General features: G+C 64.8%; 15 protein-coding genes. 6 read left to right on the forward strand and 9 right to left on the reverse strand.

The window, feature by feature from the left end; translation table 11 throughout:
• Window positions 1-39 precede the first annotated feature (39 nt).
• Complete coding sequence (locus tag KBA48_RS21300) at window positions 40-657, reverse strand: beta/gamma crystallin-related protein (RefSeq protein WP_292910135.1); 618 nt, start codon at window positions 655-657, stop codon at window positions 40-42.
• A gap of 214 nt (window positions 658-871) precedes the next feature.
• Here KBA48_RS21300 and KBA48_RS21305 point away from each other — a divergent pair, with 214 nt between their 5' ends.
• Window positions 872-2,461, forward strand: coding sequence for an ABC transporter substrate-binding protein (locus KBA48_RS21305; RefSeq protein ID WP_292910163.1), 1,590 nt, complete (start codon window positions 872-874; stop codon window positions 2,459-2,461).
• A gap of 12 nt (window positions 2,462-2,473) precedes the next feature.
• Here KBA48_RS21305 and KBA48_RS21310 read toward each other — a convergent pair whose 3' ends face one another.
• The 3 genes from KBA48_RS21310 to KBA48_RS21320 all read right to left on the reverse strand — a co-directional run bounded on the left by KBA48_RS21310 (window position 2,474) and on the right by KBA48_RS21320 (window position 5,465).
• Complete coding sequence (locus KBA48_RS21310; protein ID WP_292910137.1) at window positions 2,474-3,595, reverse strand: class I SAM-dependent RNA methyltransferase; 1,122 nt, start codon at window positions 3,593-3,595, stop codon at window positions 2,474-2,476.
• An 87-nt stretch (window positions 3,596-3,682) separates the two neighbouring features.
• On the reverse strand, window positions 3,683-4,003 hold the full coding sequence (locus KBA48_RS21315) for a hypothetical protein (protein WP_292910139.1): 321 nt from the start codon (window positions 4,001-4,003) through the stop codon (window positions 3,683-3,685).
• Between the two features lie 256 nt (window positions 4,004-4,259).
• Window positions 4,260-5,465 (reverse strand): acyl-CoA desaturase, encoded by a 1,206-nt coding sequence (locus tag KBA48_RS21320; protein ID WP_292910141.1) that lies wholly within the window; start codon window positions 5,463-5,465, stop codon window positions 4,260-4,262.
• Window positions 5,466-5,754: 289 nt separating this feature from the next.
• Between KBA48_RS21320 and KBA48_RS21325 the strand changes: the two genes are divergently transcribed.
• Window positions 5,755-6,903: a TRAP transporter substrate-binding protein gene (locus tag KBA48_RS21325; RefSeq protein ID WP_292910143.1), complete on the forward strand. Its 1,149-nt coding sequence runs from the start codon at window positions 5,755-5,757 to the stop codon at window positions 6,901-6,903.
• Between the two features lie 9 nt (window positions 6,904-6,912).
• Here KBA48_RS21325 and KBA48_RS21330 read toward each other — a convergent pair whose 3' ends face one another.
• Window positions 6,913-7,353 carry a putative quinol monooxygenase gene (locus KBA48_RS21330; protein ID WP_292910145.1) on the reverse strand — a complete coding sequence of 147 codons (441 nt, stop codon included), beginning with the start codon at window positions 7,351-7,353 and terminating at the stop codon, window positions 6,913-6,915.
• A gap of 114 nt (window positions 7,354-7,467) precedes the next feature.
• Here KBA48_RS21330 and KBA48_RS21335 point away from each other — a divergent pair, with 114 nt between their 5' ends.
• Both KBA48_RS21335 and thpR read left to right on the forward strand, forming a co-directional pair.
• Window positions 7,468-8,508 carry an aldo/keto reductase gene (locus tag KBA48_RS21335; protein ID WP_292910147.1) on the forward strand — a complete coding sequence of 347 codons (1,041 nt, stop codon included), beginning with the start codon at window positions 7,468-7,470 and terminating at the stop codon, window positions 8,506-8,508.
• A gap of 9 nt (window positions 8,509-8,517) precedes the next feature.
• On the forward strand, window positions 8,518-9,066 hold the full coding sequence (gene thpR, locus KBA48_RS21340; protein ID WP_292910149.1) for an RNA 2',3'-cyclic phosphodiesterase: 549 nt from the start codon (window positions 8,518-8,520) through the stop codon (window positions 9,064-9,066).
• A gap of 4 nt (window positions 9,067-9,070) precedes the next feature.
• Here thpR and KBA48_RS21345 read toward each other — a convergent pair whose 3' ends face one another.
• The 4 genes from KBA48_RS21345 to KBA48_RS21360 form a co-directional block, all read right to left on the reverse strand.
• Window positions 9,071-9,490 (reverse strand): putative toxin-antitoxin system toxin component, PIN family, encoded by a 420-nt coding sequence (locus KBA48_RS21345; RefSeq protein ID WP_367273860.1) that lies wholly within the window; start codon window positions 9,488-9,490, stop codon window positions 9,071-9,073.
• Window positions 9,490-9,729 carry a ribbon-helix-helix domain-containing protein gene (locus KBA48_RS21350; protein ID WP_292910153.1) on the reverse strand — a complete coding sequence of 80 codons (240 nt, stop codon included), beginning with the start codon at window positions 9,727-9,729 and terminating at the stop codon, window positions 9,490-9,492. Before KBA48_RS21350 ends, KBA48_RS21345 begins: the two co-directional genes overlap by 1 nt.
• Window positions 9,730-9,791: 62 nt before the next feature.
• Window positions 9,792-10,817, reverse strand: a complete 1,026-nt coding sequence (locus KBA48_RS21355) for a low specificity L-threonine aldolase (RefSeq protein WP_292910155.1) — start codon at window positions 10,815-10,817, stop codon at window positions 9,792-9,794.
• A 44-nt stretch (window positions 10,818-10,861) separates the two neighbouring features.
• Window positions 10,862-11,239, reverse strand: a complete 378-nt coding sequence (locus tag KBA48_RS21360; protein WP_292910157.1) for a hypothetical protein — start codon at window positions 11,237-11,239, stop codon at window positions 10,862-10,864.
• Between the two features lie 155 nt (window positions 11,240-11,394).
• On the opposite strand from KBA48_RS21360, the gene KBA48_RS21365 reads away from it, so the two are divergent.
• Together KBA48_RS21365 and rpoH are read left to right on the forward strand one after the other, a co-directional pair.
• Window positions 11,395-12,345: an RluA family pseudouridine synthase gene (locus tag KBA48_RS21365; protein ID WP_292910165.1), complete on the forward strand. Its 951-nt coding sequence runs from the start codon at window positions 11,395-11,397 to the stop codon at window positions 12,343-12,345.
• Window positions 12,346-12,471: 126 nt separating this feature from the next.
• The gene (gene rpoH, locus KBA48_RS21370) at window positions 12,472-13,356 is read left to right on the forward strand and encodes an RNA polymerase sigma factor RpoH (protein ID WP_292910159.1); all 885 of its coding nucleotides are present in this window, start codon (window positions 12,472-12,474) and stop codon (window positions 13,354-13,356) included.
• Window positions 13,357-13,790: the final 434 nt, after the last annotated feature.

The raw sequence follows: 13,790 nt of genomic DNA on the forward strand, positions 1-13,790 counted from the left end.
ACCCGAGGGTGGCCGGCCCCGGCAACGGGACGGAATGTATCACTTCCAGATGTTGGTCTGGCCGCCCGCACAGCGATAGCGCCAGGGCTCGCCTTCCCACCAGATGGTGCCTTCCACGCCGTCGCCCGCGAACTGGGTGCGACCGCGATAGCCGTAGCGCTGGGTGAAGGCCCATTCGACCAGGGTCTGGCAGCCATTCTGTGGCTGGCTGGTGACACGGTCGCCCGACCAGCCGCCACCGCCGCCGCCATTCCAGATGATATCATCGTCCCGACGGCGCGGCGGCTGCCAACCCCAATTATCCCGGCCCCCGTCCCAGTCGCGATCATCCCGCCGCCCGATCTCGCGCAGCGAACTGACGCCGCCGCGCAGGTTTTTCACCTCCGCCACATCAGCGACGCGGGCACCATCGACCAGGGTGCGGCAGTGGTCGTATTTCTTGTCCTTGCAGATTTCCCAGGTGCCCCGATTGACGATCAGCGACCGCGCGCGATCGTTCCAGGGGGGCAGCTTGGCCAGCGAATCGACATTGTCATGGATGGTGATCCGGTCGCCCCGGAAATGGGTCTCGGAAAACAGCGTCACCGACCCGGCCTGCACGGCGGACGCCGTGCCGAAAGTCACCATCGCGGCCATCATGGCCAACCAGCGCTTCATCCCCAATCCGGCACCCGTTCCGTATCCGGGGGCCGCTCCCGATTGCGTGGCCGGAACATTCCGACCTGGACATTATCCTTGTTCCCGCTTTGTGGCGGGCCAAGGGCGCTGCAGGGGCGGGAAAAGGGTAGACCGGTGCTATAGTATCTCGACAGGCGGGCGGCAACGGTCCAGTCTCCCCCAGCCCGGAATGGAAAGGATCAAGTGCTTGATCATGCGTGGAATTACACGGCGAAGCGTCCTGGCGGCCGGTGCCGCCCTTCCCCTGCTCACCAGCCCCGCCGGGATGGCGCAGGGCAAGCAGGTGCTGGATATCGGCCTGGGGCCGGATGTCGATACGCTGGACCCGCATAAATCCACCACCATCGTGGCCGGACAGCTTTTCATCGAATTGTGGGAGGGGCTGACCACCTTCGCCGCCGACGGCGCCATCGTGCCCGGCGTGGCCGAACGCTGGGAAACCAGCGCCGATGGCCTGACCTGGACCTTCCATCTGCGCCCCGATGCCAAATGGTCGGATGGCAGCGCCGTCACCGCCGCCGACTTCGTCTTCGCCTGGCGCCGGGCCGTGACGCCCACCACCCTGCTGGGCCTGCCGGAATGGATCGCCCCCATCAAGAATGCCCTGCCCATCCTGCAGAATGGCAAGGACCCCGCGACCCTGGGGGTGGAGGCGGTGGATGACCGCACCTTGAAGGTGAGGCTGGAACATCCCAAGCCCGACCTGACCGTTTACACGGCCTACTGGATCCTGTCGCCGCTGCACCGCGCCTCGGTGGCCCGGCATGGCGATGGGTTTGCCCAGCCGGGCAAGCTGGTCGGCAACGGCCCCTTCATGCTGACCGGGGCCGTGCCGCAAAGCCATTATGCCCTGGCCGTCAACCCGCATTACCACGGCGCCAAGTCCGTGGCCGTGGCCGGCGCCAATTATCACGTGACAGAGGACCTGCAGACGGAGCTGAAGCGGTTTCGCGCCGGTGAGCTGGTGGTGACCAAGGAAGTGCCGCCGACACAGTTGGACTGGGCCCGCGCCAATCTGGCCGACAGTCTGCGTCTGGCCTATCGCGCCAGCACCTTTTTCCTGATCCCCAACCTGACCAAGGCGCCGTGGAAGGACAATCCCGACCTGTGCGTAGCCCTGTCCATGGCCATCGACCGCAAGGTGATCGTGGAAAAGATCACGAAGGGTGGGGAACTGCCGGCCTATGCCATGACGCCGGAAGGGTTGGTCGGCTATACCCCGCCCAAGCCCGACTGGGCCGATTGGACCCCGGCGGAACGCGTGGCCAAGGCCAGGTCGCTGTTCGCCAAGGCCGGATACGGGCCGGACAAGCCGCTGTCGCTGGAACTGCTCTACAACACCAACGAACTGAACCGGCAGGTGGCCGTGGCGGTGGCCGCCATGTGGCAACAGACCCTGGGCGTGAAGACCACGCTGTCGAACCAGGAGTTCAAGATTGTCGTCAGCCGGATGAAGGAACACACGTATCCGGACATCGTGCGCATCACCTGGGCCGTGGGGCTGGTGACGGAATATCTCAACCTGCTGCGGTCGCGCGCCAACACGGTGGGACCGGGCTATATCAACCCGGCCCTGGACAAGGCCATGGAGGATGTCGACCAGGCCCTGACGCTGGAGGATTTCCGCGCCCGGCTGGCCGCGGCGGAAAAGATCGCCATGGCCGACATGCCGATGATCCCGGTGATGCGTCAGTCCAGCCGGCGGCTGGTCAGCCCGAAGCTGAAGGGCTGGGCCGACAACCCGCTGGACCTGCATTCCGCGCGGTACCTGTCCCTGGCCTGACGCAAGGATACGTCAAGCGCCGCCCAGCACACCCGTGCGGTACAGCGTCACCGGCAGCCCGCCATGGGAAATGGGCGCCAAGGTGGGCAGGAAGGGCAGTTCCGTCACCTTGGCCAACGCCGCCTCGTTGGTGATCATGCCCACACGCCAGCCCCGGAACCGGTTCAGCATCACCTTGCCGAAGGCGCCGTAGAGACCATAAAGCTGTCGCGTGTCGCCGATACGCCCGCCATAGGGCGGGTTCACGATGACCAGACCCGGCGGACCTTCCGGCGGTTCCAGGTCACTGATCGCATGGGCGCGGAAGGTGGTGATGCCCCCCACGCCGGCCCGTTCCGCATTCGCCTGGCTCATCTTGACGGCCCCGGCATCGCGGTCGCTGCCATAGAAGCGCAGCGGCGTATCGGCTGCGGCACCGGCCCCGCACAGGGCGGCCCAGGCTGCGGGATCGAAGCTGGCCAGTTGCTGGAAGGCGAAGGACCGGCCCAGGCCGGCGGGCAGCCCGGCGGCGATGCAGGCGGCTTCGATGACAAAGGTGCCCGATCCGCACATCGGGTCGACCACGGGTTCGGTGCCGGCATAGCCACATTGGCGCAGGAACATGGCCGCCAGGTTTTCCCGCATCGGCGCCTTGTTCACCGCCTCCTTGTAACCGCGCTTGTGCAACCCCTCTCCCGATGTGTCGATGGAGAAGGTGCAGAGATCGTCATCAATGCGCGCCTTCACCACCAGTTCGGCATCCTTGGTGACGGGGGCACCCAGTTCCTCGGCGATGGCCTTGGCGATACGCTGGGCGGCGGCACCGGCATGATAGATGCGCGACTTGTTGCAACTGGCCTCCACCCGCACCGGCACATCGGCGCGCAGCACCTGGGCCCAAGGGAACTTGCGGGCACGCTTGTCAAGCTGGGCCAGATGCATGGCGCGGAAGGACCCGATGCGGGCTAGCACCCGTGCCCCGCCGCGCAGTTCCAGATTGGCACGCCAGACCTCGCGCCAGGGACCGCGCGTGGTCACGCCGCCCTTGGCAGGCGTCGGATTGGCGAAACCCTTCTCCTGCATTTCGGCACACAGGGACGGTTCCAGACCCGGAGTCGTCACCACGAAAATCTCAAGATCGTCGGTCTGTTCCATGGTGTTCTTCCAACCGGGGCGCTTCAAAAGAAGAAAACCCCGCCATCCAGGGATGGCGGGGTTTCTGAAAAAAACCGAACCAGCGGATTAGCGGGTGCTGGTCGCAGTTGTAGCCGTCGTGGTGGCCGTGCTGGTCGGCGGGCCGCTTTCGTCGTCACCACCGCCCACCGTGGCGGCGATCACGCCAGCGGCCGCGACGGCGGCAACACCGGCCAGCGGGATCAGGTTGCCGGAAGCGAAGAAGGAAGCCTTGCTGGCACCGGCAGCGGCACCGGTGACGCGCGGTGCGTCAGGGGCCGCCGCAGCCGCCGGGCTAGCCGGGGCCGCCGGAGCCTGCTGGGCAAAGGCGGTTGCCGGCGCAGCGATAAGCGCCGCGGACAGCAACAGGCTGGTTGTGAAACGGGTCATGCTCATAAATCCATATCATCTGTAGGCGCCCCTACGCGTAACTTAGCGTCCCGCCCCGGCAAGGGGAAGGGGAAAGCCCGTGGCAATTCAACGGGGCGGATATGCGGGCTTTCAAGGGAACCTTGACGCCAGCCGGTAACGCAAGTACCGGCCGGCGCAGCATCAGGGGGAATAAGCAATGCCCCCTGCAGGCATACATCGCAGGATGAGTGCCCATCCAACAGCCCTGCTTTCCCACGGCTGTTGGTACAAGGGGTCAGGCCGGAACGGCGACCAGACGCGTGCAGACATTGGCCACCAGGATCTGGCGGGCGCGTTCCACAATGTCATCCATGCTGGGGGTGCGCACGAACATGTTGCTGGCACGCTGGCGCAGTTCGTCCGTCGTGGGCAGGTGCGGCAGATGGATATTGGCGACCAGCGCCTCCACCCGGATCTTGGCATTCTCTCGTGCCTGGCGCACGCGTTCCTCGATCTCCGCCAGCGTGGGCGTGTGGGCCAGAGCCTCCCGCACCTGCTGGGTCAGCTTGTCCACCTGGAAGCTGGCGGCCAGTTGCGCGGCCGCCGCCTCGATCACCTTGGTGCCCAGACGCTGTTCATTGCGCACCACCGATGCCGGCGGCTCATGCACGTCCCAGACCAGGCCCACGGCGTGCAGGGCCTTGATGATATAGTAGGAGGTGTCGACCTCCCACCAGCGGAAGCCCTGGCGGGCGGCGGACTGGTAATGATGGTGGTTGTTGTGCCATCCCTCCCCCATCGTCGCGATGGCCAGCGCCCAGTTGTTGCGGCTGTCATCACCCGTCAGATAGCGGGGGCGGCCCATGACATGGGCCAGGGAATTGATGCAGAAGGTGGCGTGGTAAAGCGCCACCGTGCTCCACAGGAAGCCGACGACCAGACCACCCCAGCCGAACAGCGCCCAGGTCGCGAAGCCCAGCACCACCGGCGGCAAATAGTAATACTTGTCCAGCCAGACCAGTTCGGGGAACTTGGTCAGGTCGCCGATGGTCTTGTAATCCGCACCATTGTGCTTCTCCGTGAAGATCCAGCCCATGTGCGAATAGAAGAAGCCCTTGTGACGCGGCGAATGCACGTCATGTTCGGTGTCGGAATATTTGTGGTGATGACGGTGCGTGGCGGCCCACCACAGGGCGCCGCGCTGGGCCGAGCTTTGCGCCAGAAAGGCCAGCAGGAACTGCATGACGCGACCCGTCTTGTAGGACCGGTGCGAGAAATAGCGATGGTAACCGCCGGTGATGCCGAACATGCGGGCGCCATACAGCACCAGGGCCAGCACCACATCCTGCCACGCCACACCCGTCCAGATGGCGCCCAGACAGGCGACATGGACCAGGATGAAGGGGATCATGGTGGAGTACTGGATCTTTTCAGCGGCCGTTCCGGCATTGGAATCGGCGGTTCGCGCATTGTCGCGTCCGGTTTCGGTGGGCGAGGTCACTGGCAGCAGGCTCCATACGAAAGCAATAGTCGACCCTACCACAAAAACCCGTACGACGGGTTGGGCAAATTCGCGCGGCGGAAACCCGTTCCAGCCCTTTCGGGGTGGTTCATCCGGTCAGGTCGCAATCAAAGGCCGGCTCTTCGGGGTCCGAACTATTTGTGCGCTCGCGAGAATCACTTTCGCAACGCACCGGAATTTGAACGGTTTTAATTCTGCGTTTACCATTCGGCCCGCCAGCGCCCGGATGGGCGGCCAGCCAAGCATTTCACTCGGGAGTTTCCAGCGCATGTCCCAGAACAGCCAGCCCCCCGCACCCAAAAAGGTTGAACAGCCGGGGCAGGCATCGCGCCGGCGGTTTCTGGCCGGGGTGGGCGGCGCCGCAGCGGGGACGGCGGCCGGCACCATCGCCACGCCAAATGTCTCGCGTGCCCAGACCGTCAATCTGCGTTTTCAGTCCACCTGGCCCGCCCGTGACATCTTCCATGAATTTGCCGGTGACTATGCAAGGACCGTGAATGCTCTGGCCGGCGGTCGTCTGCGACTTGACATGCTGCCATCGGGCGCGGTGGTGGGGCCGCTGCAATTGCAGGACGCGGTGGCATCGGGTGGCCTGGATGGCGGGCACGGCGTCACCGCCTATTGGTACGGCAAGAACCCGGCCTTCTCCCTGTTCGGCACGCCGCCCGCCCTGGGCTGGAAGGCCAACCATATGCTGGGCTGGATCAAATATGGCGGCGGGCAGGCCCTGTATGACGAGCTGGTGCAGCAGGTGCTGAAGCTGAACCTTGTCGGCTTTCTGACCGGCCCCATGCCCAGCCAGCCGCTGGGCTGGTTCAACCGGGAAATCACCGGCCCGGACGATCTGCGCGGCCTGCGGTATCGCACCGTGGGCCTGGCCGCCGATCTTGGCCGGGAAATGGGGGTGGCCGTCACCATCATGGGGGCAGGCGACGTCGTGCCGGCCCTGGATCGCGGCCTGCTGGACGGGGCGGAGTTCAACAACCCCTCCTCCGACAAGGCCCTGGGCTTCCAGGATGTGGCCAAGACCTACATGGTCGGCAGCTACCACCAGTCGGCGGAGATGTTCGAGATCATCTTCAACCGCACCAAATTCGACAGCCTGCCGAGTGAGTTGCAGACGATCCTGCGTGTGGCTGCCGAAAGCTGTTCGGCCGACATGTCATGGAAGGCGATGGACCGTTATTCCCGCGATCTGGAGGCGCTGAAAGCCAGCGGCGTCAAGGTCGTGAAAACGCCCGACAGCGTGCTGTCGGCCCAGTTGGCCGCCTGGGATAAGGTGATCGCCGCCAAATCCGTCGATCCCTTCTTCAAGAAGGTGCTGGACAGCCAGAAGGACTGGGCCCGGCGTGTCCTGACATTCGAGAATGAGTATGAGGTGAGGGCCGATCTCGCCTATCAGCATTTCTTCGGGTGATCGGCGGCGTCACCCCGCCTTCACCAGCCCGTACCCGCCCAGCGGCACCGTCTCCGACCTGCTGTCGAAACCGGCGATCAGGGGGCGGGCCCTGGCGATGGCGGCCTGTACCGCCGGCAGTTTCAGGCTGGCCGCGTGGCTGTCCTTGCCGTCCCAGGCCTCCGTGATCCAGATCGCGTCCGGCTGGGTCGGATCGGCGGCGATGATATAGGACAGGCAGCCGGGCATGGCCCCCGTGCCCTCCATCAGGATCGCCGCCAGTTCATCGCGCTTGCCGGGTGCCGCGATCATGCGGCCGATCAATCCATACATGGGCTTTGCCTCCGTTGCACCGGCCGGACCACCGGCCAGAAGCAGGGCCGAACCGGTCGCCGCCATCACCTGCCGGCGGGTGATTCCACCGCCGCGATCCGCATGGCCCATACCATCCCCCACCGCCGATCCGTCCATGACGCCACATCATAGCGTACTTGGTTTGTTCGGGCCAATATCACAAATCATGCTTGGCGCGGCGGCTGGCAAAGCCCATCTTGGCGCCCAAAGTTCCGCAATCGGGATCATATCATGACACTTCGCCGCCTTGGCCGTACCGACCTTCAGGTTCCTGCCCTCTGCCTCGGCACCATGACCTGGGGCCGCCAGAACACGCCGGACGACGCTTTCGCCCAGATGGACATGGCGCTGGACCATGGCCTGTTCTTCTGGGACACGGCGGAGATGTATTCCGCCCCACCCACCCCCGCCACCTATGGACGGACGGAAGAAATCATCGGCGACTGGTTCGCCCGCACCGGACGGCGCAACGAGGTGCTGCTGGCCAGCAAGGTGGTGGGTGACGGATCGGGCATGGATTACCTGCGCGGCGGCAAGGCGCGGGCCGATCGAAAAAACATCACGGAAGCGGTGGACGCCAGCCTCCGCCGCCTGCGCACCGACCATATCGATCTGTACCAGCTTCATTGGCCCGACCGGCAGGCCGACCGGTTCGGCCGCACCGTGGCCCACCCGGCAGCGCAGCCGGGCGAGGTGCCGATCGAGGAGACGTTGGCCGTCTTCGCCGACCTGATCCAGGCGGGCAAGGTGCGCCATGTCGGCGTGTCGAACGAAACGCCCTGGGGTACCATGCGCTATGTCGCGGCGGCCAACCATCTGGGCCTGCCCCGTATCGCCAGCATCCAGAACCCCTACTCCCTGCTGAACCGCACGTTCGAAATGGGCCTGTCGGAGGTGGCGCTGCGCGAGGATGTGTCGATGCTGGCCTACTCCCCCCTGGCCGCCGGCACCCTGACGGGAAAATATCTGGACGGCGCCGTACCGGCGGGCACCCGCCGGGCTCTCGATCATCGCAAGTCGCGGTATGATATGGCGCGTGGCGATGCGGCCACCCGCGATTACCTGGCCATCGCCCAGGCCCATGGACTGGACCCCGCCGCCATGGCGATCGCCTTTGTCGTGTCCCGCTCCTTCGTGACCAGCACGATCATTGGCGCCACCACCATGGATCATCTCAAGATCGCCATCGATGCCGGCTCCCTGAGCCTGTCGGACGAAGTGCTGGCGGCGCTCGACGCCGTCCATGCGGCCAACCCGAACCCCTGCCCCTGAGGTTCCAAGATGCTGCGCCTGTTCATCGGTATTCCGATGCCGGAATCGGTGGTGGAGCGGCTGTCCAGCATGGCGTCGGGCCTGCCCGGCGCCCGCTGGGTGCGGCCGGAGAACTACCACCTGACCCTGCGCTTCCTGGGTGAGATCGACGAGGGCACGGCCCATGACGTGGATGAGGCGCTGGACCACGTCACCAGCCCCGCCTTCCCCCTCACCCTGTCGGGCCTGGGCAGTTTCGGCAGCAGCCATAAACAGCACGCGCTCTGGGCCGGCGTGGCGGACAGCGACCCGCTGCTGCACCTGCAGGCCAAGGTCGAATCCGCCCTGGTCCGGTCGGGCCAACCGCCGGAACAGCGCAAATACAGCCCGCATGTCACACTGGCCTACCTGACCGACACGCCGCCGGCCAAGCTGGCAACCTACATGGGCGCCAACGGCCTGTTCCAGGCAGGGCCTTTCACGGTCGATCACTATTGCCTGTATGAAAGCACGCTGGGCCGATCAGGCGCGACCTATCACATCCTCCAGGAATACCCGCTGGGCGGATGGGGGGTGTGAGGGATCAAAGGGCCGTGCCACAGAACTGTGACGGCGTCAAAATCCAGGTGCGCCCGATATGACCCAGCCGCAGCAACCCCGCCCGGCGGTCACCCGTCACCAGATAGTCGGCACTGGAAAGCAAGGCTGCCGCCGCCAGAAACGTATCGTGGGGATCATCGACAGCGATCTCTTCCGGCAATGGCGGCAGCTTTGTCAGGACAAGCGCACGCTGCATGTTGTTGATCATGGCACCCACCCGATGGGGCTGTAGAACGACCTTCAGCTTTGGATATCTGCTGGCCCGGCGCACCTCGTCCAACTGCATCTCGGACGTGACAAGTTCAAATCGGGCTGCCCGCCAGGCGCCATAAATCTGATCCGGTGCACCGTGGCCGGAAATAAGCGCGCTGAGAAGAACATTGGTATCCAGAATCACGCGCATCAGCGTGAGCGTGCCCAATCGACAGCTTCATCCACATAATCAGCCAATTGTTCTTCTGTCAGATTGGCATTGGCGACCTTTGCCTGTTCCGCTGAAAGTTCAAGGATATGGGCTCGGACGGCGTCCTCAATGAAACGGGACAGGTCGGCCTCGCGGCCATTGCCCTGCGACGCCAGAAAAGAGCGCACGGATTGATCGATATCCGGTGACACTGCAATATCCCAGCGAACGCTTCTCATCACGCACTCCCTCGCAGAACCCGGTTGAGACTAAGATTGTTCCGGACAGAATGTGAGTCCAGTCACCCCGCCAGGCGCCGCGCGGCCACCAGCAGCGCATCTACCGCCGCTTCGTCGCTGTTCCAGGCGGTGACCAGCCGCACGACATGGCCGTCCCAGCGGTAAAAGCCGAAGCCCGCCGCCTCCAGCCCCGCGATCACCGGTTCCGGCAGGGCCACGAACAGTTCGTTGCCATCGACGGGGTGGACCAGATGCGCACCGGGCAGACTGCCCAGCCCATCGGCCAGCCGCATCGCCATGCGGTTGGCATGGCCCGCCAGACGCAGCCACAGCCCATCGTCCAGATAGGCCTCAAGCTGCGCCGACAGGAACCGCATCTTGGAGAACAGGTGCGCCGCGCGTTTGCGGCGATAACCGAAATTCTCCGACAGCTCGCGGTCGAAAAACACCACCGCCTCCGCCCCCAGGGCCCCGTTCTTGGTGGCGCCGAAGGACAGGACATCAACGCCGGCCCGCCAGGTGATGTCGGCGGGTGAACAGCCCAGCGAGGCGACGGCATTGGCGAACCGCGCGCCATCCATATGCACCCGCAGCCCGTGATGCCGGGCCACAACCGTCAGGGCTGCCAACTCTGCCGGGCTGTAGGCCGTGCCGCATTCGGTCAGTTGGCTCAGCGACAGGGAAGCCGGCTGCACCGCATGCACAACACCCTTATGGACACGGTCCAGCGCCGCCGACAGGGTGTCGGGCGTCAGCTTGCCATGGTCGCCGGGTAGCGTGACCAGCTTCGCCCCGTCCGTGAACATTTCCGGCGCACCGCACTCGTCGCAATGGATATGCGCCTCGGCATGGCAATAGATGCTGCCCCAGGGCGGGGTGAGGGCGGCCAGTGACAAGGCATTGGCCGCCGTACCGGTGGCCACGGGAAAGACGGCGACGTCGCGTTCGAACAGGTCCGACAGGCGCTGTGTCAGCCGCCTGGTCCAGTCATCATTGCCATAGGACGGGGCTGTACCGGCATTGGCCTTGACGATGGCATCCAGGATTTCCGGCGCCGCCCCCGTCACATTGTCGGACATGAAATTCATTTAACATCCATTTCCCGTTGGAATCGGTTCTATTGTGACCAGGATCACGGCGCGGATGTCACAAGCACCGCATGTTCGCCCGTGGCCGGATCGACCAGCAGCACCTGTGTGCGACCGTCGGTCAGCTTCACCTGCACGGCGATGCGGCCATCCACCGCCGCGATGCCTGGCAGCAGGACCGCCCCCGGCGGCAAGCTCACACTCTGCTGCGGCAAGGGCGCCTTCACGGGTGCCGGGGCCGGGGGGGCGGGCGGCACCGGCGGGACGGCATCAGGAACCTTTTCCTGCATGCCGAAGCGGGCCGAAAACGTGCGCGGATGATTGGGGTCCGTGGAGCGTTTATAGACTTCATAGCCCAGGAACGCGAAACCGGCCGCGATGATCACGGCCCCGATGATAAGGATGTTCTTCAGTGCCTGCACGTTCGGCAAATCCCCAGTTGAAGGCCACCGGCCGGACGGATATTCCGCCCGCCGGCCTGGAATTCGACCTGGATGACGATCTGTGCGACGAGGAATTCCTGCCCGCCGCCGATGCTGCCCCCGTCCAGGGTGGCGGCCCCGCCGACCATGACGCCATCATCGACGGCGACAGGGACGGGGACCGTCTGGACAAGGCGCTGGCGGATCTGCTGGCCGCTGCCGGCCTGTCGCGGTCCCGCCTGCGCGCCCTGATCGATCAGGGGCATGTCACCACAAGTGGTCAGACCATAGACGACGCGTCCCGCCGGGTCAAAGCCGGCCAGACCTACCGCGTGCATGTTCCGGCCAGCGCGCCGGCCCTGCCGGTGGCGCAGGACATCCCGCTGTCGATCCTCCATGAGGATGAGGACCTGCTGGTCATCGACAAGCCGGCGGGCATGGTGGTGCATCCGGCGGCCGGCAATCCCGACGGCACGCTGGTGAACGCCCTGCTGCATCATTGCGGTGACCGGCTGTCGGGTATTGGCGGCGTACGCCGGCCCGGCATCGTCCACCGGCTGGACAAGGACACAAGCGGCCTGATGGTGGTGGCCAAGACCGACCGCGCCCATCAGGCGCTCTCGGCGCAATTCGCCGACCGCTCTCTGTCGCGTACCTATCAGGCGGTTGTCTGGGCCGTGCCCAACCCGCGCAGCGGAGAGATCAACGCCAATATCGGCCGCCATCCCACGGACCGTAAGCGTATGGCCGTGCTGGACCGGGGCGGCAAGGTGGCAATCACCCGCTACACCACCATCCGGGCCCTGGGCCCGGCGGCGGCCCTGATCGAATGCAAGCTGCTGACGGGCCGCACCCACCAGATCCGGGTGCACATGACCCATGTGGGCCATCCGCTGGTCGGCGACCCCGTCTATGGCCGTGTCCGGCAAGGGCGCACGCGGGGCCTGTCAGAGGCGGCCAAACAGGCGCTGGAAAGCTTTCCGCGTCAGGCGCTGCACGCCGCCGCCATCGAGTTCATCCATCCGGCCACGGGCGCCAAGGTGCGCTTCGAAACTGTGTTACCGGATGATTTCAAGGGCTTAATTCATGCGCTGGAGGTGCTATAATGCCACCGCGCATGATGACCGGGCCTCTTTTGGACGGGCGCATGCCGTGTCCGTTCAGGACTTATTCATCGCTGTCGGTGCCAGTTGGGCCGATGGTGTCAACCAGCCTTATGCAAGGGGGTTAACATGACCGCTTCCGTTCCCGCTATTCCGGTCGTCAGCTCGGAAAGCAGCCTCAGCCGCTATCTCCAGGAAATCCGCAAGTTCCCCATGCTGGAACCGGGTGAGGAGTACATGCTGGCCAAGAGCTGGCGCGAGCATGAGGATACCAAGGCCGCCCACCGTCTGGTCACCAGCCATCTGCGCCTCGTGGCGAAGATCGCGATGGGGTACCGGGGTTACGGCCTGCCCGTCTCCGAACTGATCTCCGAAGGCAATGTCGGCATGATGCAGGCCGTCAAGCGCTTCGAGCCCGATCGCGGCTTCCGTCTGGCCACCTACGCCATGTGGTGGATCCGCGCCGCCATCCAGGAATATATCCTGCATAGCTGGTCGCTGGTGAAGATGGGCACCACGGCGGCGCAGAAGAAGCTGTTCTTCAATCTGCGCAAGCTGAAGGGCCAGATGCAGGCCATCGATGATGGCGACCTGCCCCCGGAGGTGGTGACCAAGATCGCCACCACGCTGGACGTGCCGGAAGCCGACGTCGTCTCCATGAATCAGCGTCTGGCCGCCAGTGACCATTCCCTGAATGCGCCCCTGCGCATCGACGGCGAAGGGGAATGGCAGGATTGGCTGGTCGATGAACGCGAAAGCCAGGAAATCCGCCTGGGCGACGAACAGGAATTGGGCAAGCGCAAGGCCCTGCTGGCCGGTGCCATGAAGGGCCTGAACGAGCGGGAGCGCCATATCCTGGTCGAACGCCGCCTGCGCGAGGAGCCGACGACGCTGGAAGACCTGTCGCAGCATTACGGCATCAGCCGTGAACGTGTGCGCCAGATCGAGGTGCGGGCCTTCGAGAAGCTGCAAAAGGCCATCAAGACGGCCGCCATCCAGCAGCAGTTGGCTTAATAGCAGCGGCCTATAATCCCGACAGAGATCGGGATTATACTAACGGTCAAAATTCTTGACCGTTAGTATCGGCGGCGACCGCCGCCGCGCCGCATGTGCGGCGTTAGCCAAGGCTGCGGATGCAGCCGCCCGGCGCTTGAGGGGCAGGAAAGATTGACCGAAGGTCAAGATTTCATGCCGCTGTTAGGGTGGACGGCCCCCCGGCATCGGGTGCCATAGTTGGGTTGTCAGACACCAACATCGGGAGCCGCCCAGATGGAGTATAAACGGATTGCGATCGACATTTCCAAGCATGTGTTCACGCTGGATGGTGTCGATGCCCAGGAACAGCCGGTCCTTCGGCGCAACCTGAAGCGCAGTGAATTTGAGATGTTTTTCAGCAAGGTTCCCGCGACCGAGGTGGTTCTGGAGGCCTGCGGCGGGGCGCATCACTG

The sequence above is a fragment of the Niveispirillum sp. genome (genome assembly GCF_017996735.1).
Lineage (GTDB): Bacteria > Pseudomonadota > Alphaproteobacteria > Azospirillales > Azospirillaceae > Niveispirillum.

What these genes read in the sequence shown, in the direction of transcription:
- KBA48_RS21330 (WP_292910145.1), bottom strand. Translation starts at nt 7,353, where the DNA reads ATGGACGGATCGGCGGTGGGGGATGGTATGGGCCATGCGGATCGCGGC.
- KBA48_RS21305 (WP_292910163.1), top strand. Translation starts at nt 872, where the DNA reads ATGCGTGGAATTACACGGCGAAGCGTCCTGGCGGCCGGTGCCGCCCTT.
- rpoH (WP_292910159.1), top strand. Translation starts at nt 12,472, where the DNA reads ATGACCGCTTCCGTTCCCGCTATTCCGGTCGTCAGCTCGGAAAGCAGC.
- KBA48_RS21355 (WP_292910155.1), bottom strand. Translation starts at nt 10,817, where the DNA reads ATGAATTTCATGTCCGACAATGTGACGGGGGCGGCGCCGGAAATCCTG.
- KBA48_RS21310 (WP_292910137.1), bottom strand. Translation starts at nt 3,595, where the DNA reads ATGGAACAGACCGACGATCTTGAGATTTTCGTGGTGACGACTCCGGGT.
- KBA48_RS21345 (WP_367273860.1), bottom strand. Translation starts at nt 9,490, where the DNA reads ATGCGCGTGATTCTGGATACCAATGTTCTTCTCAGCGCGCTTATTTCC.
- KBA48_RS21315 (WP_292910139.1), bottom strand. Translation starts at nt 4,003, where the DNA reads ATGACCCGTTTCACAACCAGCCTGTTGCTGTCCGCGGCGCTTATCGCT.
- KBA48_RS21325 (WP_292910143.1), top strand. Translation starts at nt 5,755, where the DNA reads ATGTCCCAGAACAGCCAGCCCCCCGCACCCAAAAAGGTTGAACAGCCG.
- KBA48_RS21350 (WP_292910153.1), bottom strand. Translation starts at nt 9,729, where the DNA reads ATGAGAAGCGTTCGCTGGGATATTGCAGTGTCACCGGATATCGATCAA.
- thpR (WP_292910149.1), top strand. Translation starts at nt 8,518, where the DNA reads ATGCTGCGCCTGTTCATCGGTATTCCGATGCCGGAATCGGTGGTGGAG.
- KBA48_RS21335 (WP_292910147.1), top strand. Translation starts at nt 7,468, where the DNA reads ATGACACTTCGCCGCCTTGGCCGTACCGACCTTCAGGTTCCTGCCCTC.
- KBA48_RS21300 (WP_292910135.1), bottom strand. Translation starts at nt 657, where the DNA reads ATGAAGCGCTGGTTGGCCATGATGGCCGCGATGGTGACTTTCGGCACG.